Raw genomic sequence first — 19,942 nt, 5'->3', positions numbered from 1 at the left:
ATGCCGGACACGGACTCCGTGGCCGGGCCGGTCCAGACCCCCGTCGGGGTCTGGACCGGTTTCGTCTGCCACGACGACCAGACCGACCCGTACGTCATCTCCTTCGCCCCGGACGGGACGATCGCGCTGCGTACGGGGGTCACCGTGGGCACCGGGACCTGGGCCGCCGGGCGGGACCAGGGGCACTTCTCGTACGACCTCGTCGAGACCTACACCCTGGCGAGCGGCCACGCGGGGCAGGTGGAGGCCCACGTCGAGGCCCGCTTCGAAGGGGCGGCACACACCGGGACCGGCACCGCCCGGATCCTTACCCCCGACGGCGTGCTCGTGCACGCGACCACGGCCGAGTTCGCCGGTGAGCGGATCGCCGACGAACCGGCAGCCTGGCACGGCGTGGTGGGCCTCGGCGCGGCGGTCCGCGGCCGGGCGCTCCACCCCGGGGACGACGGCTTCGAGGAGGCGAGCTCCGGCTGGCTGCTCACCGTCGGGCACCGCCCGGCCGCGGTGGTGGTCGCCGCCGACGCCGACGACGTGGCCGCCGCCGTCCGGTTCGCCGCCGCGGCGGACCTGCCGGTCGCGGTGGAGTCGACCGGGCACGGCAGGTCCGTCCCCGCCGACGGCGCCGTGTTCGTCGCGACCGGCGGGTTGCGCGAGCTCACGGTCGACCCCCGGGCCGGGACCGCCCGGATCGGGGCGGGGCTGCGCTGGGGCGAGGTGGCCGCCGCCACCGCGGAGCACGGCCTCGCGCCGCTCAGCGGCTCCTCGGCCGAGGTCGGCGTGATGGGCTTCCTGACCGGCGGCGGACTGCCGCTGACCTGCCGTACGCACGGCTTCGCCGCCGACCACGTCCGCTCCATGGACCTGGTCACCGCCGACGGCCGTATCCGCACCGTGTCACCGACCCAGGACCCCGACCTGTTCTGGGCGGTACGGGGCGGCCGGAGCAACTTCGGCGTGGTGACCGCCGCCGAGATCGACCTGGTGCCGCTGCGGACCGTCTTCGCGGGCGAACTCTTCTACCCGGGCGAGGACCCCGCGCACGCGGCACACGTGGTGCGGTCCTACCTGACCTGGGCCAAGGACCAGCCGGACGAGATGTCGTCCTCGGTGTCGCTGCTGCGGTTCAAGGACGCGCCGCAGGTGCCCGAGCCGTACCGCGGCCGGTCGTTCGTCCTCGTGCACGTCGTCCACGCCGGCGACGAGGAGGAGGGCGCCCGGCTGGTGGAACCGCTGCGCGCGCTCGCCCCCGAGACGGACACCTGCGCCACCCGGCCGTACGCGCGGCTCACCGAGATCCACCACGACCCGAAGCACCCGGTCAGCATGCACTTCCGCAGCGCGCTGCTGTCCGAGCTCGACGACACGGCGGTCGGGACGCTGGTCTCGTTCATCGACCCGGCGACGCCCGAAGGGCCGTTCCAGGGGCTCGAACTGCGCCATCTGGGCGGGGCGGTGAGCCGGCCGCCCCGGCGCCCGCACGCGGCGGGCGCCAGGGACGCGGCCTTCCACCTGTGGATGCGGATGCCGGCCCCCGCCGAGGAGGCGGACACGGTACGCCGGGCCGCGGACGAGGTCCTCGCGCGGCTGAGGCCGTGGGACACCGGCGCCCTGCTGCCCGGCTTCCTGTTCGACCACGACGCCGACCCCGAGCGGGTCCGGCGGGCCTACGCCGAGCCGGACCACCGGCGGCTGACCGAGCTGAAGGCCGCGTACGACCCGCACAACCTGTTCCGCATCAACCACAACATCCCGCCCGTCCTCGACGGCGCGTGAAAAGGGGAACAACCGGAATGTCACTTTCACCGGAGATAGAGGCGGCGACGTCCCAGGTCGCCAAGCTGGCCGGAGCGCAGGCCGCGCAGGCCGACGCCGAGCGCCGGGTGAGCCCGGACGTCATACGGGCCGTGGTGGACGCCGGGTTCGCCCGGTGGCTGGTGCCGTCCCGCTGGGGCGGCGACGAGCGCGGCTACACCGAGCTGACCGCAGCGGTCGCGAAGGTCGGCGAGGAGTGCTCCTCGACGGCGTGGCTCGCCTGCCTCGCCGCGCACGCCGCCAGGTACGTGGCCTGCCTGCCCGAGCAGGGCCAGGCCGACATCTGGGGCGACGGCCCCGACACCCTCGTCGCCGCCGTCATCAAGCCGCAGGGCACGGCGGTCGAGACGGAGGGCGGGTTCCGGCTCACCGGCTCCTGGAGCTACGTCAGCGGTGTCGAGCACGCCGACTGGGCGCTGCTGACCGGCCCCGCGCCCGGCCCGAAGTCCGGCGGACAGCCGATGCGGCTCTTCGCGGTACCGCGCGCGGACTACAGCTTCGAGGACACCTGGTCCTCCCTCGGCATGCGCGGCACCGGCAGCCACACGCTCGTCCTGGACGACGTGTTCGTGCCCGAGCACCGCGTCTGCCTGCGCGAGGACGCGATGCGCGGCGCGACGGTGGGCCTCCCCGGCCGCGCCCCGCTGCCGAACCCCGCCGTGAGCGGGCTGACGTTCGTCACTCCCGTGCTCGGCGCCGCGCGAGGCGCGCTCGCCGTCGCCACGCAGCTCGTGGCGGTCGCCCCGACCGGTCCCCGCGCCGGCGCGGGCCAGGCCTACCAGGTGGACTTCGCCCGGGCCGCCGGAGAGATCGACGCGGCCCAGCTGCTCATCGAGCGGGCCGCCGCCGTCGTGGACGGCGGCGCCCTGACGCCGGCGCTCGCGCGCCGCAACCGCAGGGACCTGGCGCTCGCGCTCCAGATGCTCGCCGACGCGACCGACCGGCTGCTGAGGATCGGCGGCACCCGGGCCCAGGAGGACGGGCACCCGCTCCAGCGGCACTGGCGGGACGTGCGCTCGGTCGCGAGCCACGCGGTCATGCAGTTCGAACCCGCGGGCGCCGACTACACCCAGGGCCTGGCCGGACCGGCCTGAAGGAGACCACGATGATCCTGATCACCGGAGCCACCGGGCACGTCGGCAGGCCGCTCGTGGACGAGCTGCTCGCGGCCGGCCACAAGGTACGGGCCCTCAGCCGGGACCCCGCCACGGCCGGGCTTCCCGACGGGGTCGAGGTGGCCGCGACCGCCGAACTGCCCCTGGACGGCGTCGAATCCGTCTTCTTCGTCATGGCCGCGTTCCCGGGCGGCTCCGCGGAGCCGATCGCCCGGATGAAGGCGGCGGGAGTCCGCCGTATCGTCGCCCTCTCGTCTTACTCGGTCCTCGACGACGACCCCAAGAACATGATCGCCGTGAAGCACCGGGAGCTGGAGCGCCAGATCCGGGAGACCGGCGCGGAGTGGACGTTCCTGCGGCCCGCCGGAGGGCTCGCCGCGACCGCCCTGGAGTGGGCCGGGCAGATCAGGGCCGAGGGCGTCGCCCGCTTCCCCTTCGGGGACGCGTGGACCGCGCCGGTCCATGAGCGCGACATCGCGGCGGTGGCCGCCCGCGCCCTGCTGACCGACGAACTCGTGGGCGAGGCACCGCTGTTCAGCGGGCCGGAGACGCTCACCTACGCCGACCGGGCACGGATCATCGGCGAGGTCACCGGCGAGCCGGTCCGCTTCGCGGAGCTCGGCCACGACGAGGCGCGGCAGGAGTGGCTCGCCGCCGGCATCCCCCCGCACGCCGTGGAGGCACGGCTGCGCATGTTCACCACGATGGTCGGCCGCCCGCACGCGATCTCACCGGTCGACCCGTACCTGGGCAGGCCCGGGCTGAGCTTCGCCCAGTGGGTCGCCGACCACACCGACAAGTTCCGGAAGGGAACGTCATGATTCTGGTAGCCGGAGCCACGGGCAACGTGGGCGGCGAGCTGCTGCGGCAGCTCCGCGCCGAGGGGGTGCCCGTCCGGGCGCTCTCCCGGAACCCGGGGCGGGCCGCGCTCCCGGCCGACGTGGACGTCGTCGCGGGGGACTTCGCCGACCCTGAGTCGCTGGCCAAGGCGTTCTCCGGGGTGGAGGCCCTGTTCCTCATGATGTCGGGGAACGAGACCGCGGTGGTCGAGGAGGCGGCCCGCGCCGGGGTACGGCGGATCGTGCTGCTCTCCAGCGTGGCCGTGGAGACCCGCCCGGAGTCCCTGATCGGCCGGGTCCACCGGGACGCCGAGCGGGCCGTCGAGGCGTCCGGTCTCGAAGGGACGTTCCTGCGGCCCGGCCAGTTCGCGTCCAACACCCGCGCCTGGGCGGCCCAGATCGCGCAGGGCGACGTCGTCCGTACGCCGTTCGCGGGAGTCGGTCTGCCCGCCATCCACCCCGGTGACATCGCGGCGGTCGCCCGGACCGCGCTCACCGAGGACGGGCACGCCGGGGCGGTCTACCCGCTCAGCGGCCCCCGGCCCGTCACGCCCGTCGAGCAGGTGGCGGCGATCGGCGAGGCGATCGGCAGGAAGCTGCGGCACGAGGAGATCACCGCGGAGCGGGCCGGCGAGGAGATGTCCGCGTTCATGCCGGCCGAGATCGTGGCCGCCACGCTCGACTTCCTCGGCCACCCGACCGTGACGGAGACCCAGGCCCTGCCCACGGTCGAGAAGGTCACGGGGAAGCCGGCGAGGACGTTCGCCCAGTGGGCTCGCGACAACGCCGACGGCTTCCGCTGAGACCCAGGAGAGAGCAGGGGGCGCGACAGTGTTGACCCAGCGCAGTTTCCGCGACGTACTGGGATGTTTCGGCACCGGAGTGGTGCTGGTGACCGCGGAGTCGGACCGAGGACCGGTCGGTATGGCGGTGAACTCCTTCACCTCCGTGTCGCTCGACCCGCCTCTGATCGCGTTCTGCGCCGCGCTGACGTCGACGACCTGGCCGGCTGTCCGGGCGACGGGCGGCTTCGCCATCACGATCCTCAGCGACACGCAGGAAGAGGTCTGCCGGACCTTCGCGGCTCGCGGCGCGGACCGCTTCGCCGTGGGGGAGTGGGCCAGGAGCGCCGCGGGACACCCGGTGGCGGCGGACGGACTCGGCTGGCTGGACTGCCGGATCAGGTCGGTCCAGGTCGCGGGGGACCACGAACTGGTGATCGCCGAGGCGGTCGACTGGACCGTCGGCGCCGACGCGCGGCCGTTGATCTTCCACTCCGGCCGCTACGCCAGCCTGACGGAGCGATCACGTGCGGAATGACGTCGAAGACCTTGGAGGGTCTGTGTTTCTGGTGACCGGAGCGACCGGGAACGTCGGTCGTCACGTAGTCGGGCAACTGCTCGCCGCGGGTGCGGCCGTACGCGCCCTGACCCGCGACCCGGCGGCGGCCCGGCTGCCCGCGGAGGCCGAGGTGGTGGGCGGCGACCTCACCCGGCCGGAGACGGTGGAACCCGCCCTGAAGGACGTCTCCGCGCTGTTCCTGTTCCCCTCGCCGGGCACGGCGGGCCCCGTCCTCCGGGCCGCGAAGGAGCACGGGGTGCGCCGGGTCGTGCTGCTCTCCTCGTCGGCCGTCGAGTACAGCACCGAAGGCGCCGACAACGCGATCGTGGCGTACCACAAGGAGATCGAGCGCGAGGTCGAGAAGTCGGGCCTCGAATGGACCTTCGTCCGGCCCGGCGCGTTCGCCGTCAACTCCCTCCAGTGGGCGCCGCAGATCCGCGCGGACGGCGTGGTCCGCGGGCCGTACGCCGAGGCCGAGATGGCGCCCATCCACGAGCGGGACATCGCGGACGTCGCCGCCCGATTGCTCCTGACGGACGGGCACGCGGGCGCGAAGTACGTCCTGACAGGGCCGGAGTCCCTCACCCAGGCCGAGCAGGCCCGGCGGATCGGCGAGGCCGTCGGACGCCCGGTGCGGTACGAGGAGCTGGCGCCCGAGGTCGCGCGCGAGCAGATGATCCGCGATCAGGTACCGGCCGAGTTCGCCGACATGCTCCTCGACTTCCAGGCGGGGCTCGTCGGCGTGCCGGCGGACGTCACGGCGACGGTCGAGGAGGTCACGGGCCGCCCGGCACGGACGCTCGACGAGTGGGCCGCCGACCACGCGGCCGACTTCCGGTAGGAGCGCGCCCGGCTTCCGTCAGGGACGGGGCCCGTACGCAACCACACAAACGAACCGTCCGTACGCAGTTCTGTGGCGGAACAAGAGAGGTGTCCTCATGGCAGATGTGATCATCGCGGGCGGTGGCCCGACCGGGCTGATGCTCGCCTGCGAGCTGCGGCTCGCGGGCGTGGACGTGCTGGTGCTCGAGAAGCTCGCGGCGCGCACCGGTGAGTCACGCGCCGGCGGCCTCCACGCCCGCAGCGTGGAGCTCCTCGACCAGCGCGGGCTCGTCGACCGCTTCCTCGCGGAGGGCACCGCGCTGCCGCTCGCGCACTTCGCCTTCATGCACCTGGACCTCGACGACTTCCCGACGAGGCACCCGTACGCGATCGCCATCCACCAGTCCCGGATCGAGCAGCTCCTGGAGGACAGGGCGATCGAGCTGGGGGTACGGCTCCGCCGGCCCGCCGCGGTGACCGGTCTGCGCCAGGACGAGACCGGCGTCGAGGTGGAGATCACCGGGGAGCAGGGGACCGAGCTGCTGCGCGCCGACTACCTGGTCGGCTGCGACGGCGGTCGCAGCACCGTGCGCAAGCTGACCGGCATCGCCTTCCCCGGCACGGAGGCCACGCTGACCGCGCTGCTGGGCGACGTCGAACTCACCGATCCCCCGGCCGAGGTCGTCTTCGGCCCCGAGGGCCGTCGGGAGAACGGGTTCTACATGAACTTCCACTCCGAGTACCCCGGCATGTACCGGATCATCACCGTGGAGTTCGACAAGGTCACCGACCGGGACGAGCCGGTGACCGTGGAGACGCTCAGCGAGGCCTGCGCCAAGATCGCCGGTACCGACTTCGGCATGCACAGCGCCCGTCGGCTCGACCGGTTCAGCGACGCCTGCCGACTGGTCGACAGGTACCGCGACCGGCGGGTCCTGCTCGCCGGGGACGCGGCGCACGTCCACTTCCCCTCCAGCGGACAGGGGCTGAACCTGGGGCTCCAGGACGCCGTCAACCTGGGCTGGAAGCTCGCCGCGGTCGTCCGCGGGCAGGCCCCCGACGAGCTGCTCGACAGCTACCACGACGAGCGGCACCCGGCCACGACGCGCATGCTCGACAACATCCGGGCGCAGACCGCCCTCTGGCCCGCGGGCCCCCACGCCGACGCGCTCCGCGGGGTGTTCGCCGACCTCGTCGAGTCCGAGGACGGCAACCGGTACCTGGGCGGTGTCATCAGCCAGCTCGACGCCTACTACCCGGTGGACGGCGGGCACCCGGCCCTCGGCCGCCGGATGACCGACCTCGACATCAAGTCCCCCTCCGGGCAGACACGGATCTACGAGCTGCTGCACGCCGCACGGCCCGTGCTCCTGGACTTCACCGGCCGGCCCCACCTGCGTACGGTCCTCGACGGCTGGACGGACCGGGTGGACCTCGTCGAGGCGGAGCCCCAGGACGACCACTGGGCGTTCCCGGTGATCGGAGACCTACCGGCCGCCGCGGCCGTGCTGATCCGACCCGACGGGCACGTCGCCTGGGTCGCGGCCACCGCCGCGGACGGCGCCGGCACGGCCACGCCGGAGAGCGACACCGCGGGTCTCGTCCCCGCGCTCACCCGGTGGTTCGGCCCGGCCGCGGCCCACCGGGAACTGGACGCGGCCTGAAAGGCCGCATATTCGAAGAACGCGATTCCCGGTATCAGACGGCCGATATCGCCCCATGTGAATTGGAGAAGCACGTGTCCGTGGACGAACCGACAACCGAAGTGGCGCGGAACCCGGAAGACGGCGATTTCGGCGGCTCCACCGCCATCGCCGACACCTCCTCCGGTTATGCCGCGCTGCAGCGGCTCGGAGACCTGGTGACCCCCATGGCGCTGAGGGTCGCCGCGAGTCTGCGGCTCGTCGACCACCTGCGGAGCGGTGTGCACGACGTCGCCGGGCTCGCGAAGGCGACCGGCTCCCACCAGGACACCCTGCGGCGGCTGCTCCGGCACCTGGTCGCCGTCGACGTCCTGACGGAGACGGGCCCCGACCACTACGAGCCGACCGCCATCGGCGAGTTGCTCGCCCACGGCCACCCCGCCTCCCAGGTCGGATGGCTGGACCCGGGCCACATGGTGGGGCGGGCGGACCTCGCGCTCGTCCACCTCTTCGAAGCGGTCCGCGACGGCGGCGCCGTCCACCGGCGGATGTACGGGAAGGACTTCTGGGACGAGGTCTCGGACGACGCCTCCCTCGGCGCCACCTTCTACGACCTGATGGCGCAGGGCCAGCGGACCGTCTTCGCCCAGGTGGTGGCGGAGCACGACTGGACCGGGGTGCGGCACCTCCTCGACGTGGGCGGCGCCGACGGCGACCTGCTCGCCACCCTGCTGGCCGAGCAGCCCGGTATCGGCGCCTCCCTCCTCGAACTCCCCGGCCCGGCGGCCCGGGCGCGCGGGAAGTTCGAGGAGGCCGGGCTCGCCGACAGGGTCGAGGTGTTCGACGGCAGCTTCTTCGACCCGCTGCCGGTGAAGGCCGACCGGATTGCGCTGTCGTTCGTCCTGCACAACTGGTCGGACGAGGACGCCGTACGGATCCTGCGGCGCTGCGCGGACGCGCTGGAACCGGGCGGTTCCGTGCTGCTCGTCGAGTGCGCCGACCAGACGCCCTCCGCGCCGGACCCGGGCTTCACGAGCGCCGACCTCCGCATGCTCGTCTACTTCGGCGGGCGCGAGCGCACCCAGGGCCAGTGGCAGGAACTCGCGGCGGCGGCGGGCATGGACATCGCCTCGGTATCGCCTGCCCTCGCCTACGGCGCACGCGTGCTCACCCTCGTGAAATCCACCGCCCGTTAATTCGACGTAAAACTTGATGTCTGGCCGAATGTGAGCGGTAGTCCACTCTCAGGTTTGACATGAAAAATGACCGGGTGACAGGGTGTCGACTCTGCTAACCGTGCTAAATCGGGCGGCATATCGAGTCGCGTATCGAGCCGCAAATCGAGCCGCAAATCGAGTCGCATAACGAGTCGTATATTAAGGAGTCACTCTGTGACATCACCTCACGGACGCGCCGCCCTGTCGATCGGGGAGCTCACCGATGAGCGGTACGGTCAGGTCATCGGCCCCGACCACGCCGAGTACGAGACGGCACGCACCGTGTACGCGGGTGACGTCGACCGCAGCCCCGCCGTCATCCTGCGCCCGGGCAACGCCGCGCAGGTGGCGAGCGTCATCGCGTTGGCGCGGGAGACCGGGCTCGAACTGGCCGTCCGCGGCGGTGGACACAGCGGCGCCGGGCACGGTGTCTGCGAGGGCGGCATCGTCCTGGACCTGACCCGTATGCGCGCCCTCGAGATCGACGTCGAAGCCCGTACGGCCTGGGCCGAGGCCGGGGTCTCCGCGGGCGAGTACACCGAGGCCGCCGCCGAGCACGGGCTCGCGACCGGCTTCGGCGACAACAGCCTCGTCGGGGTCGCCGGCATCACCCTGGGCGGCGGCATCGGCTTCCTGTCCCGCAAGCACGGCATGACCATCGACGACCTGTTGGCCGCGGAGATCGTCACGGCCGACGGCGAACTGCTGTCGGTGGACGAGCACCACCACCCCGACCTGTTCTGGGCGATCCGCGGCGGCGGCGGCAACTTCGGGGTGGCGACCCGCCTCAAGCTCCGGTTGCACGAACTCGACGGCGTGTACGGCGGGATCATGGTCACCCCCGTGACCCCCGAGATCCTTGAGGCCTTCGTCGCCGAGGCCGAGGCCGCCCCCGAGGAACTCACCACGATCGTCAACGTGTGGACGGCGCCGCCGTTCCCGTTCGTGCCCGAGGAGTACCACGGCAAGCCGATCATCCTGGCGGTGCTGTGCTACGCCGGTCCCGCCGAGGCGGGCGAGAAGGTCATCGACCGGTTCCGGGCGATCGTCCCTCCGCTGGCCGACATGGTGCGGGCCATCCCCTACCCCGGGATGTTCGGCCCGGCGGACCCCTCGCAGCGCCCCATCTCGGCCGCGCGCAACCTGTTCATCGACCGGGTCGACCGCGCGACCGCCGAGACCATCGTGGAGCGCGTCAGCGGGTCGAGCGCCCTGGTCGCCGGGGCGCAGTTGCGGGTGCTCGGCGGGGCCATCGCACGGGTCCCGTCCGACGCCACGGCCTTCGCGCACCGGCAGAGCAAAATCATGGCCCACCTGACAGCCGTCTACGCGGACCTGGCCGACGCCGGCCTGCATGAGGTCTGGGTCGAGGAGTTCATGGCCGCCGTCCGGCAGTCCGACTCCGGTTCGTACGCCAACTTCGTGGTGAACGCCGGGCCGGAGGACGTCCGGGAGGCGCTCTACCCCGGGGCCACCGGCGAACGGCTCGCCCAGATCAAGGCGAAGTACGACCCCGCCAACCTGTTCCGCTCCAACCACAACATCCTGCCCGCGACGCAGTGAGAGCAGCTCGCAGGTGACGCCCGGGGCGAAGCTCCGGACCGTTCGGAAGGGGACGCCGTTCTCGGCGTCCCCTTTCTGCTGTGCTCCGCCGCGCGGGACCCCACTTCCTTGGAGGACAGTTCATGACCCAGGAACCGACGATGACCTCGCCGGGCAGAGCGGCGGACGGACGCAGACGGGCGGTGGCCCCGCAGAAGGGGGCTCCCCAGGAGGGGGCGCCCCAGAAGGGGGCGCCGGCCGCTCCCGTCGGTCGTCCCAGGCTCGACTCGCTGACCGGGCTTCGCTTCTTCGCGGCGCTCGCGGTGTTCGTGACCCACTCCTCCTTCCTCCTCATCGGCTCCTCCAGCCTGATCTTCCCCACGTTCGCCGACCCGGGGGCCAACGCCGCCTTCATGTCCGCGGCCGGCCAGCTGGGCAGCGCCGGCGTGGGCTTCTTCTTCATCCTCAGCGGATTCGTCCTCACCTGGTCCGCCCGGTCCACCGACCGCACCGGCAGCTTCTACCGCCGCCGGTTCACCAAGATCGTGCCCCTGTACTACGTGACCGGTGCCGCGGCGGCGCTGCTGCTGTGGGAGCTGGGCGTCCGCTGGCAGGACCTGCTCGCCTACGCGAGCTTCACGCAGGTGTGGATACCGAACCCCGAGGTCAACTTCAGTGTCCTCACGCCGGGCTGGTCCCTCGCCGTGGAAGCCGTGTTCTACCTCGTCTTCCCCCTCGTCATCGGCAGGTTCCGCGGCCTCGGCCGACGCGCGGCCTGGACGGGGCTCGCGCTCTGCGTGGCCGCCGGCTTCCTCATCCCGGTCCTCGCGGTCAACCTGCCGGCGGGGACCGGTGGGCTCGTGGGCGCCCCCGACGCGGCCGGCTTCCAGACGTGGTTCGCCTATGTCTTCCCGCTCGGCCGCCTCAGCGACTTCTTCGCCGGGGTGTTCGCCGCGCTCCTGGTGACCTCCGGCCGCTTCCCCCGGGTGAGCCTGCCGTGGGTGCTCGTCTCGTTCGTGCCCTGCTACTACTGGGCGACCCAGAGCCCGTGGTTGTTCGGCCAGCGGGCGCCCCTGCTGATCTCCTGCGTGCTGCTCATCGTCGCCGCCGCGCAGCGGGACATCGCGGGGCGGACGTCGTTCCTGTCGTCGAGCACGATGGTGCTGCTCGGCAACGTGTCGTTCGCCTTCTACCTCTGCCATCACCTGGTGCTCTACACCCTCAACGTCAAGGTGATGCACGGCCCGTTCGGCTCCGTGGCCATGGTGGCCGCCTACATCACGACGGCCCTGCTCGTCTCCCTCGCCGTGGCCTGGCTGCTGCACCGGTACGTGGAGATGCCGATCGTCCGGCGCTTCAGCACGGCCAAGGGGAACCGATGACGGCCCGCGGGGAGGTCACGGCATGAGGCCCGACGCCCGTCCGGCGGCCGGGCTCTCGGTCGTCGTCCTCGGCGGCACGGGATTCCTGGGCCGCCACCTCACCGAGGGCTTCACGGCCCTGGGAGCACACGTCCACCCGGCGTCCCGCACAGGCGGATACGGCTCCGCCCAGGGCCGTACGGCCGTACGCCTCGATCTGCTCGCGGCGGCCCCGGAGGAGATCGCCGGGCTCCTCGACTCGACCGGCGCCGAGGTCGTCGTCAACGCGGCCGGGCGGGCCTGGCGGGCGGACGAGGAGCAGATGGCCGCGGGCAACGCCGACCTGGTCGAGCGCCTCGTCACGGCGCTCGCCGGGCGGCCCGGCCCTCCGGTACGGCTCGTCCAGCTCGGCAGCGTCCACGAGTACGGCGCCGGGGCGCTGGGCGCCGCCACCGGCGAGGACCACCCGCCGGACCCGGTCACCCCGTACGGACGCACCAAGCTCCAGGGCACCCGGGCCGTCCTGCGCGGCGCGTCCGACCGGGGCGTCGACGGCGTGGTGCTCCGGCTCGCCAACGTCATCGGCGCCGGGGTGCCGGAGGGCAGCCTCTTCGGCCGGGTCGCCGCCCACCTCGGGGAGGCCGCCCGCGCCGTCGAGCGCGGCGAGAAGCCCGCCGAGCTGCGGCTCCCGCCGCTGCGCGCGGCCCGCGACCTGGTGGACGCCGGCGACACCGTGGCCGCGGTGCTCGCCGCCGCCACGGCACCGGCGGCCGCCGTCACCGGCCGCGTGATCAACATCGGCCGCGGCGAGGCGGTACCGATGGGGGAGCTGATCCACCGGATGGTGACGCTCAGCGGTGTCGGGGTCCCGGTCGTCGAGGACGCCGAAGGACCGCCCTCGCGCACCGACGTCGCCTGGCAGCGGCTGGACGTCGGGCGCGCCGAGCGGCTCCTCGGCTGGCGCCCCCGCCGGTCCCTCGACGACTCCCTGCGCGAGGTGCTCGCGCCCGTACTTCCGCCGGGGCACCCCCTGCCCGGCACCACGACCTACGCAGCTGACATGGAAGAGGAATCACCGTGAGCGACCGCAAGGAACAGGTACTCGAGGAAGTCCGCAAGTACCACCAGGAGGTCTCCCCGCAGCGGGAGTTCGTCCCCGGTACGACGGAGATCTGGCCGTCCGGCGCGGTCCTCGACGAGTCGGACCGTACGGCCCTGGTGGAGGCCGCGCTCGAGATGCGCATCGCCGCCGGGCGCAGCTCCCGCAAGTTCGAGTCGGGGTTCGCCCGGCGGATGAAGCGCCGCAAGGCCCACCTCACCAACTCCGGTTCGTCGGCGAACCTGCTCGCCGTGTCGGCGCTCACCTCGCACGTCCTGGAGGACCGGCGGCTGCGGCCGGGCGACGAGGTGATCACCGTCGCGGCGGGCTTCCCGACCACCGTCAACCCGATCCTGCAGAACGGTCTCGTCCCGGTCTTCGTGGACGTGGACCTCACCACCTGCAACGCCACGGCCGACCGGGTGGCGGCGGCGATCGGCCCGAAGACCCGGGCCATCATCATCGCGCACGCCCTCGGCAACCCGTTCCCCGTCACCGAGATCGCCCAACTCGCCGAGGAACACGACCTGTTCCTGATCGAGGACAACTGCGACGCCGTGGGTTCGCTGTACGACGGGAAGCTCACCGGCACCTTCGGTGACATGACCACCGTCAGCTTCTATCCGGCGCACCACCTCACCATGGGCGAGGGCGGCTGCGTCCTGACCTCGAACCTGGGCCTGGCCCGGATCGTGGAGTCGCTGCGGGACTGGGGCCGGGACTGCTGGTGCGAGCCCGGCGAGAACGACAAGTGCCTCAAGCGCTTCCAGTACCAGATGGGCACCCTGCCCGCCGGGTACGACCACAAGTACATCTTCAGCCACGTCGGATACAACCTGAAGGCGACCGACATCCAGGCGGCCCTCGGGCTGACCCAACTGGCCAAGCTGGACGACTTCATCGACGCCAGGAAGCGCAACTGGCGGCGGCTGCGGGACGGTCTGGACGGCGTGCCCGGCCTGCTGCTCCCGGAGGCCACCCCCCGCTCCGACCCGAGCTGGTTCGGCTTCGTGCTCACGGTGGACCCGGAGGCGTCGTACACCCGCGCCGAGCTCGTGGCCTTCCTGGAGGACCGGAAGATCGGCACCCGCCGGTTGTTCGCGGGCAATCTGACCCGGCACCCGGCCTACATCGACCAGCCGCACCGGGTCGTCGGCGAGCTGACGAACAGCGACATCATCACCGAGCACACCTTCTGGATCGGGGTCTACCCGGGGCTCACCGACGAGATGCTGGACTACGTCATCTCCTCGGTCAAGGAGTTCGTGGCCGCGCGCGGCTGAGCCGGCCGACCGAGGGCCGGCACGAGAAGAGGACGCCCGGCGACCCGGGGTCTACGTGCCGGCCCCGGAAGTCGAAGGCGAATCAGGCGAGTCCGAGACGGAAACCCACACCGCGCACCGTGGTGATCCACTGGCTGCAGCCGAGTTTGCCGCGCAGGCTGCTGATGTGGGTATCGATGGTCCGGCCGGGTTTCGACCTGGGGTCGCTCCACACCTGGGCCATGATCTGTCTGCGCGAGAAGACGTTCCCCGGCCGTGAGGCGAGCAGATAAAGTAAATCGAATTCCTTACGGGTGACCTCGATGCGACGGCCGTCCATAAGGATTTCCCGGGCCCGGTGGTCGATGCGCAGAGAGCCGACCGAGATGACGTCGTCGGGGACGGAAGGCTGAAGCCGGACCCGGCGCATCACCGCTTCTATCCGGGCGATCAATTCGGCCAGTCCGCACGGCTTGACGACATAGTCGTCGGCCCCCGCGCGCAGGCTGAGAACCCGGTCGAGCTCCGTGTCGCGGGCGGTGACGACGATGATCGCGACATCGCAGACGGCCCGGATGCTGCGGCACAGTTCCACCCCGTCCCGGTCCGGAAGGTCCAGGTCGACGAGGATCAGGTCGGCTTTCCTGCAGTGCCGGAGGGCCTCGGCGCCGGTCCGGACGTGCTCCGTCCTGAACCCGTGCCGACGCAGTTCCGGAACGAGCAGGCCGGCGTCCTGGGTGCTGCTGTCCGCGGCGAGTACGCGAAGGGCCTCGCGGTCCGTCCGCTCCGTCGGTCGCGTGGGCGCGTATGTCATACCGGGACAGCCTCCACTTTCATCCGGATAAACGGAGTTCGAGCAAGTCCGAAGAGTGAACGAGATTGATCGACCGGTATCTCTTGTTCACTCGAAAAGCAGTCTACACGCGTCAGGTTCAGGCCTGGCAAGGATAATCTGTGTATTTCCGCCACCGATCCTTTCCGGCCATTTGTAGAGGGACGGCCCTGCCGTGCGAGGTGGCGAAAAGAAGACGTTTTCGTGAAGGAGTGGTCACAGGCGGCCCCTCCGTCCCGCGTATCCTCTACCGCTGGGTAATGCGGCAGAGGGATCGCGGAGGTACACAGGTGGAGTTCCGGCTGCTCGGCTCCGTCGCGCTCGTGACGGAGAACGGGGACGTAGCCTTGGGGCCCGCCAAGCGGTCCAGCCTGCTCGCCGTACTGCTGCTGCGGCCCAACAGCGCGGTGAACGTAGGGCAGTTGATCGACGCCCTCTGGGAGGAGGAGCCGCCCACCCACGCCAAGACCGTGCTCCAGGGACACGTCTCGCGGCTGCGGGCGCTGCTCGCCGAACACGGCGCCGAGGCGTACGGGGTCGAGCTGGCCACCCAGGGCTCCGCGTACGTGCTGCGCATGCCCGAATCGCTGGTCGACGCGCACCGGTTCGAGGAACTCGTGGGGCTCGCCGGCGTCCAGCGGCAGCCCGCCGACGCCGTACGGATGCTGCGCGAGGCACTGGCGTACTGGCAGGGTCCCGCCCTCACCGGAACCGTGCACAGCCGCCCCCTCGAAGCGGCGGCCGGCGGCCTCGAGGAGCTGAGGCTCTCCTCGGTGGAGGCGCTGGCGGAGGCGTACGGGAAACTCGGCGAGCACGGCCGGGCCGCCGCCGTCCTCCGCACCGAGGCCGTCGCGCACCCGCTGCGGGAGTCCCTCGCGGCCGCGCTGATGCTGGCCCTCGGCCGCTCCGGGCGCCAGTCGGACGCGATCGACTGGTACCACCGCACCCGGCGGCTGCTCGCCGAGGAACTCGGCGTCGACCCCGGCGAGACGCTCAGCGAGGCGTACGCGACCCTCCTGCGCTCCGCCGGGCCCGTCTCCGCGCCCCGGCCCGTCGTCCCGACCGCGGCCCCGGCGCCGGAGGGACTGCCCCGGGCGCCGCGCGGATTCACCGGGCGCGGGACCGAAATTGCCGCGCTCGACCGGGTGGCACTGCGCGGGGAGGGCCCCGTCTGTCTCGTCACCGGACCGGCCGGCGTCGGCAAGACGGCCTTCGCCGTGCACTGGGCGTACGAGCGGCGCGCCGACTTCCCCGACGGGCGGCTCTTCGCCGACCTGCGCGGTTTCAGCGACACCCCGGCGCCCGAGACCGCCGCCGTCCTGCGCGAGTTCCTGCTCGCGCTCGGCGTGCCGCCGCAGCGGATCCCGGAGGCCGTCGAGGCGCGCGGCGCGCTGTTCCGCAACCTCACCGGCGCCCGCCGGCTGCTCGTCGTCCTCGACAACGCCCGCTCGTCCGAGCAGGTCAGGCCCCTGCTCCCGGGCGGCGACCACTGCGCGACGCTCGTCACCAGCCGCGACCGGCTCGGCGGCCTCATCGCCTCCGACGCGGCCCTGCCCGTACCGCTCGGGCATCTTCCCCCGGCCGACGCGGCGGCCCTGCTCACCACCGTCCTCGGTGAGACGCGGGTCGCCGCGGAACCGGCCGCCGCCGCACGGCTCGCCGGGCTCTGCGACGGCCTGCCGCTCGCCCTGCGCGTCACGGCGGCCCGGCTGGCCGAGCGCCCGCAGTGGACGCTCGACGCGATGGTCGGCGAACTCGCCGACGAGCAGAGCAGGTTGATGCTCCTCGACGTCGAGGACCGGGGCGTCTCCGCCGCGCTGCGTCTCACCGTGCAGCAGCTGCCCGAGTCCGCCACCCGGCTGTTCCGCGCGATCGGCCTGCACACCGGCTCCGACCTGGACCGGTTCGCGGCGGCCGCGCTCGCCGGGACGTCTCCCGCGCCGGCCTCCGCCGACCTGGACCGGCTCGCTGCCGCCCATCTGCTCACCGAGTCCGTCCCCGGCCGCTGGACGCCGCACGACCTGGTGCGTCTCTACGCCCGCCACCTCGCCCCGCAGGCCGACCCCGAGGGCCTGCCCCGCCTCCTCGACCACTACCTGTACACGGGGCTCGCGGCCGACGCCGCCGCCGAGCCGGGCTCCCAGCCCTGCTACTCGCTGCCCGCCGACGCCCGGCGGCCCGCCGCGACGCGGGAGTTCGAGGACCGGACGGCGGCCCTCGACTGGTACGTCGCGGAACGCTCCGCCCTGGAGGGCGCGGTCGCCGCGGCGGCGGCCCTCGGCCTGCACGACCGGGCCTGGCGGCTCGCCCTGGTGCAGTGGCCGCTGATGCTCATGCGGATCGGGGACGGCTGGACGCCGCTCCTGGAGGCCGGTCTCGCCTCCGCCGAGTACGTGGGCGATCTCGACGCGCAGTCGCGGACGCGGGCACTGCTCGGCTGGATCCTCCACGAGGAGGGCCGGAACGCCGAGGCGCTCGTCCACCTGGAGAAGGCGCCGGGACTGGCCGCCCGGGCGGGCGACATGATCAGCGAGGCGATCGCCTACATCAACTACGCCTCGGTCCTCGACGCCACCGGGGAGCACGAGCGCGCCGGACTGCTCATGGTGCACGCCGTCTCGCTCGCCGACCTCACGAACCATCCCTCCACCCAGGCGCTCACCCTCCAGCACCTGGCGGGGCACTGCCTGAAGGCGGAGGACTACGAGGCGGCGCTCGCCCACACCCTTCGCGCCGGGGAACTCGTCGCACCCGACGCGGTGGTCGTGCAGGCGCAGCTGCAGATCGTCCGGGGCGAGGCACTGGCCGGCATCGGCCGCCTCGAAGAGGCCGCCGACCAGCTGGAACGTGCGATCGTCGCCGCCGAGGCGGCCGGCTTCCCCGAGGGTTCGGCCCGGGCGGCGGCGGGTCTCTCGCGGCTGTCAGCGGGTCGTTAGCGGTACGCAAGCGGGACGACAGCGCGGGGCGGGAGTCTGGTTGCAGCACGGAGAACGTGCAGCGACCGACCGCACTTCACGGGGAGAACCACCATGCGCATCAACACGTCCGCCGTCCTGGCCGCCACCGCCGTCGCCGCCCTCTCGCTGGGTCTGACCGCGTGCGGGGGTGGCAGCGACACCGGAGCCAAGGACATGGGCGGCCAGACCTCGTCGCAGTCCGCCGGTACCGCCGGCAACGGCACCGCGGACCAGACGGCGGCGAAGGGCGGTTCGGGCTCCACCGGCGGCTCCACCGGCGCCACCACCGCGGGCTCCACCACCGGCGGCAGCGGCACGTCCGCGTCCACGTCCGGGAAGGCGACCGGCGACGGCTCGGGCAAGACCTCCGCGGAGGCGCTCGCCTGCGCCCGCGGCGACATCAAGGTCACCGCGGCCAAGGCGGACGAGGTCCCGACCGAGCACATCGTCCTCACCGCCACCAACGTCTCCGGCCGCTCCTGCACCCTCCTGGAGTACCCGCTCCTCGCCTTCGGCCCGGTCCAGACCGCCAAGGACATCCCGGCCGTCGCGAAGAGCAAGCCGGCCGCCCCGGTCGTCCTGAAGCCCGGCGCGCCCGCGTACGCGAACGTGCGGGTCGTGCTCGGCGGCGTCGACGAGGACAACAAGGTCGTCAAGGAGTTCAACGTGAACCTCTTCGCCGCCGACGGCCCCGCCGAGGGCAGCATCGTCGTGAAGGCACCCGCCGGCGGCCTGGCCGTCAACGAGGCCGCGGCGAAGACGGGCTACTGGACGCACGAGCTCCGCAACGGCGCCGACGACTTCTGAGCCGGCCCGGCCACGACAGGCCGCCCCGCCCCGCGTTCAGGCCGCAAGGCCCGTCTTCGCCCCCGCCCCGCACAGCGGCACCACCGTGAGGCCGGGGCTGGGCGGGGCCGCCCGGACCGCCGCCCAGCAGGCCACGCCGGTGGACTCGACGAAGAGCCCGCGCCGGGCCAGGTCCCGCTGCGCCTCCCGGATCTGATCCTCGGTCACCGTCAGGAACGTACCGCCGGTCGCCCGTACCGCGCGCAGGATCTGGCGGGCGCGGGGCGGGGCCGGGATCGCGATGCCCTCGGCGAGGGTGGGGCGGCCGGGGATCGGCGCGCCGAGCTCCTCCGCGCCCGCGTGGAAGGCCGCGGCCAGCGGGGACACGGCCTCCGCCTGGACGGCGACCAGCGCGGGGCGGGTGTCGACGAGCCCGTGGTGGAGCAGCTCCTCGATGGCGAGGGCGGCGCCGAGGAGCAGGGTGCCGTTGCCGACGGGGACGACGATCGTCTCCGGGAGGCGGCCGCCGAGCTCCTCCCAGAGCTCGTACACGTAGGTCTTGGTGCCGTGCAGGAAGTACGGGTTGTATACGTGCGAGGCGTAGAAGGTGCCGGGCTCGTCCGCGGCCTCCCGCGCCGCGCGGGCCGTCGCCTCGCGGTCGCCCGCCACCTCGACGACCTCGGCCCCGTGCGCCCGGATCTGCTCCAGCTTCTTCGGGGACGTGCCCCGGGGTACGTACACGAGGCAGTCGAGCCCGGCCCGCGCCCCGTACGCGGCGACGGCCGTGCCCGCGTTCCCGCTGCTGTCGGCGACGACCCGGTCGGAGAGGCCGAACTCGGTGAGGTGGAGGGCGTGCGCGGCGAGCATCACCGCGCCCCGGTCCTTGAAGGACAGCGTCGGCATGAGGAAGTCGAGCTTGGCCGAGACCGACGCCGGCGCCCCCGCTTCGGCCTGCAGCAGGGGTACGAGCGGCGTGCGCCCCTCCCCGAGCGTCACCTCCGGCGCGTACCGCATCGGCGGCAGCGCCTCCTCGTAACGCCACAATGAATTTCCACGTGACGCGAGTGACGGGAGGGACACCGGCGCACTCGCGAATTCCAGGTCCCAGGGCCCTCGGCACTTCGGACAACACCAGGTGAGCGCGTCCGTAGGCGATTCGATCCGGCATCGGGGGCACACGTAGGCGGTCATGGCGACCAGCATGTCAGCTGTGTGGCGCGGTTGTTGCGGGGGTTGCACGGCTCTTGTGCGATTCCTATGGATCCGCCAATCTTTCGCTCGGCAGCCCCGCTTGTTCGAGACGGCGCGAAGCTG

16 protein-coding genes are annotated in these 19,942 nt (G+C 72.6%); 14 read left to right on the top strand and 2 right to left on the bottom strand.

Annotated elements, in window-relative coordinates:
* From ABT034_RS20730 to rfbH, 12 genes are all read left to right on the top strand, one after another.
* On the top strand, window positions 1–1,773 hold the full coding sequence (locus ABT034_RS20730) for an FAD-binding oxidoreductase (RefSeq protein ID WP_351217194.1): 1,773 nt from the start codon (window positions 1–3) through the stop codon (window positions 1,771–1,773).
* A 17-nt stretch (window positions 1,774–1,790) separates the two neighbouring features.
* Entirely contained in the window at window positions 1,791–2,906 is a 1,116-nt protein-coding gene (locus ABT034_RS20725; protein ID WP_351217192.1) for an acyl-CoA dehydrogenase family protein, read from the top strand.
* Between the two features lie 11 nt (window positions 2,907–2,917).
* Window positions 2,918–3,748, top strand: coding sequence for an SDR family oxidoreductase (locus ABT034_RS20720; RefSeq protein WP_351217190.1), 831 nt, complete (start codon window positions 2,918–2,920; stop codon window positions 3,746–3,748).
* A complete protein-coding gene (locus tag ABT034_RS20715) occupies window positions 3,745–4,569 on the top strand; it encodes an SDR family oxidoreductase (protein ID WP_351217189.1) in 825 nt (274 codons plus the stop codon). Before ABT034_RS20720 ends, ABT034_RS20715 begins: the two co-directional genes overlap by 4 nt.
* Before the next feature lie 28 nt (window positions 4,570–4,597).
* Window positions 4,598–5,086, top strand: a complete 489-nt coding sequence (locus ABT034_RS20710) for a flavin reductase family protein (protein ID WP_351217188.1) — start codon at window positions 4,598–4,600, stop codon at window positions 5,084–5,086.
* Window positions 5,087–5,117: 31 nt separating this feature from the next.
* Complete coding sequence (locus ABT034_RS20705) at window positions 5,118–5,948, top strand: SDR family oxidoreductase (protein WP_351217187.1); 831 nt, start codon at window positions 5,118–5,120, stop codon at window positions 5,946–5,948.
* 97 nt (window positions 5,949–6,045) lie between these two features.
* Window positions 6,046–7,593: an FAD-dependent monooxygenase gene (locus ABT034_RS20700; RefSeq protein ID WP_351217185.1), complete on the top strand. Its 1,548-nt coding sequence runs from the start codon at window positions 6,046–6,048 to the stop codon at window positions 7,591–7,593.
* A gap of 80 nt (window positions 7,594–7,673) precedes the next feature.
* A complete protein-coding gene (locus tag ABT034_RS20695) occupies window positions 7,674–8,768 on the top strand; it encodes a methyltransferase (protein ID WP_351217183.1) in 1,095 nt (364 codons plus the stop codon).
* Between the two features lie 195 nt (window positions 8,769–8,963).
* The gene (locus tag ABT034_RS20690) at window positions 8,964–10,352 is read left to right on the top strand and encodes an FAD-binding oxidoreductase (protein ID WP_351217181.1); all 1,389 of its coding nucleotides are present in this window, start codon (window positions 8,964–8,966) and stop codon (window positions 10,350–10,352) included.
* Between the two features lie 122 nt (window positions 10,353–10,474).
* Window positions 10,475–11,713: an acyltransferase family protein gene (locus ABT034_RS20685; RefSeq protein WP_351217180.1), complete on the top strand. Its 1,239-nt coding sequence runs from the start codon at window positions 10,475–10,477 to the stop codon at window positions 11,711–11,713.
* Between the two features lie 22 nt (window positions 11,714–11,735).
* Window positions 11,736–12,773: an NAD-dependent epimerase/dehydratase family protein gene (locus ABT034_RS20680; protein WP_351217178.1), complete on the top strand. Its 1,038-nt coding sequence runs from the start codon at window positions 11,736–11,738 to the stop codon at window positions 12,771–12,773.
* Entirely contained in the window at window positions 12,770–14,074 is a 1,305-nt protein-coding gene (rfbH, locus tag ABT034_RS20675; RefSeq protein ID WP_351217176.1) for a lipopolysaccharide biosynthesis protein RfbH, read from the top strand. The genes ABT034_RS20680 and rfbH overlap by 4 nt, the downstream gene beginning before the upstream one ends.
* 82 nt (window positions 14,075–14,156) lie before the next feature.
* On the opposite strand, the gene ABT034_RS20670 is transcribed toward rfbH, so the two are convergent.
* The gene (locus tag ABT034_RS20670) at window positions 14,157–14,867 is read right to left on the bottom strand and encodes a response regulator transcription factor (protein ID WP_351217174.1); all 711 of its coding nucleotides are present in this window, start codon (window positions 14,865–14,867) and stop codon (window positions 14,157–14,159) included.
* A 308-nt stretch (window positions 14,868–15,175) separates the two neighbouring features.
* Between ABT034_RS20670 and ABT034_RS20665 the strand changes: the two genes are divergently transcribed.
* Together ABT034_RS20665 and ABT034_RS20660 are read left to right on the top strand one after the other, a co-directional pair.
* The gene (locus ABT034_RS20665) at window positions 15,176–17,821 is read left to right on the top strand and encodes an AfsR/SARP family transcriptional regulator (protein WP_351217172.1); all 2,646 of its coding nucleotides are present in this window, start codon (window positions 15,176–15,178) and stop codon (window positions 17,819–17,821) included.
* Window positions 17,822–17,914: 93 nt separating this feature from the next.
* Window positions 17,915–18,649: a DUF4232 domain-containing protein gene (locus ABT034_RS20660; protein WP_351217170.1), complete on the top strand. Its 735-nt coding sequence runs from the start codon at window positions 17,915–17,917 to the stop codon at window positions 18,647–18,649.
* Between the two features lie 36 nt (window positions 18,650–18,685).
* Here ABT034_RS20660 and ABT034_RS20655 read toward each other — a convergent pair whose 3' ends face one another.
* Window positions 18,686–19,831: a threonine synthase gene (locus ABT034_RS20655; RefSeq protein ID WP_351217168.1), complete on the bottom strand. Its 1,146-nt coding sequence runs from the start codon at window positions 19,829–19,831 to the stop codon at window positions 18,686–18,688.
* Between the last annotated feature and the right edge of the window lie 111 nt (window positions 19,832–19,942).

It is taken from the genome of Streptomyces sp. NPDC002773 (assembly GCF_040295605.1).
GTDB lineage: Bacteria > Actinomycetota > Actinomycetes > Streptomycetales > Streptomycetaceae > Streptomyces.
The sequence above is the reverse complement of the archived record's forward strand: the minus strand, read 5'-3'. Positions and strand labels throughout refer to the sequence as shown.

Coding starts and splice junctions, on each gene's coding strand:
- ABT034_RS20730 (WP_351217194.1), top strand. CDS start 1: ATGCCGGACACGGACTCCGTGGCCGGGCCGGTCCAGACCCCCGTCGGG.
- ABT034_RS20725 (WP_351217192.1), top strand. CDS start 1,791: ATGTCACTTTCACCGGAGATAGAGGCGGCGACGTCCCAGGTCGCCAAG.
- ABT034_RS20720 (WP_351217190.1), top strand. CDS start 2,918: ATGATCCTGATCACCGGAGCCACCGGGCACGTCGGCAGGCCGCTCGTG.
- ABT034_RS20715 (WP_351217189.1), top strand. CDS start 3,745: ATGATTCTGGTAGCCGGAGCCACGGGCAACGTGGGCGGCGAGCTGCTG.
- ABT034_RS20700 (WP_351217185.1), top strand. CDS start 6,046: ATGGCAGATGTGATCATCGCGGGCGGTGGCCCGACCGGGCTGATGCTC.
- ABT034_RS20685 (WP_351217180.1), top strand. CDS start 10,475: ATGACCCAGGAACCGACGATGACCTCGCCGGGCAGAGCGGCGGACGGA.
- ABT034_RS20680 (WP_351217178.1), top strand. CDS start 11,736: ATGAGGCCCGACGCCCGTCCGGCGGCCGGGCTCTCGGTCGTCGTCCTC.
- ABT034_RS20670 (WP_351217174.1), bottom strand. CDS start 14,867: ATGACATACGCGCCCACGCGACCGACGGAGCGGACGGACCGCGAGGCC.
- ABT034_RS20660 (WP_351217170.1), top strand. CDS start 17,915: ATGCGCATCAACACGTCCGCCGTCCTGGCCGCCACCGCCGTCGCCGCC.
- ABT034_RS20655 (WP_351217168.1), bottom strand. CDS start 19,831: ATGCTGGTCGCCATGACCGCCTACGTGTGCCCCCGATGCCGGATCGAA.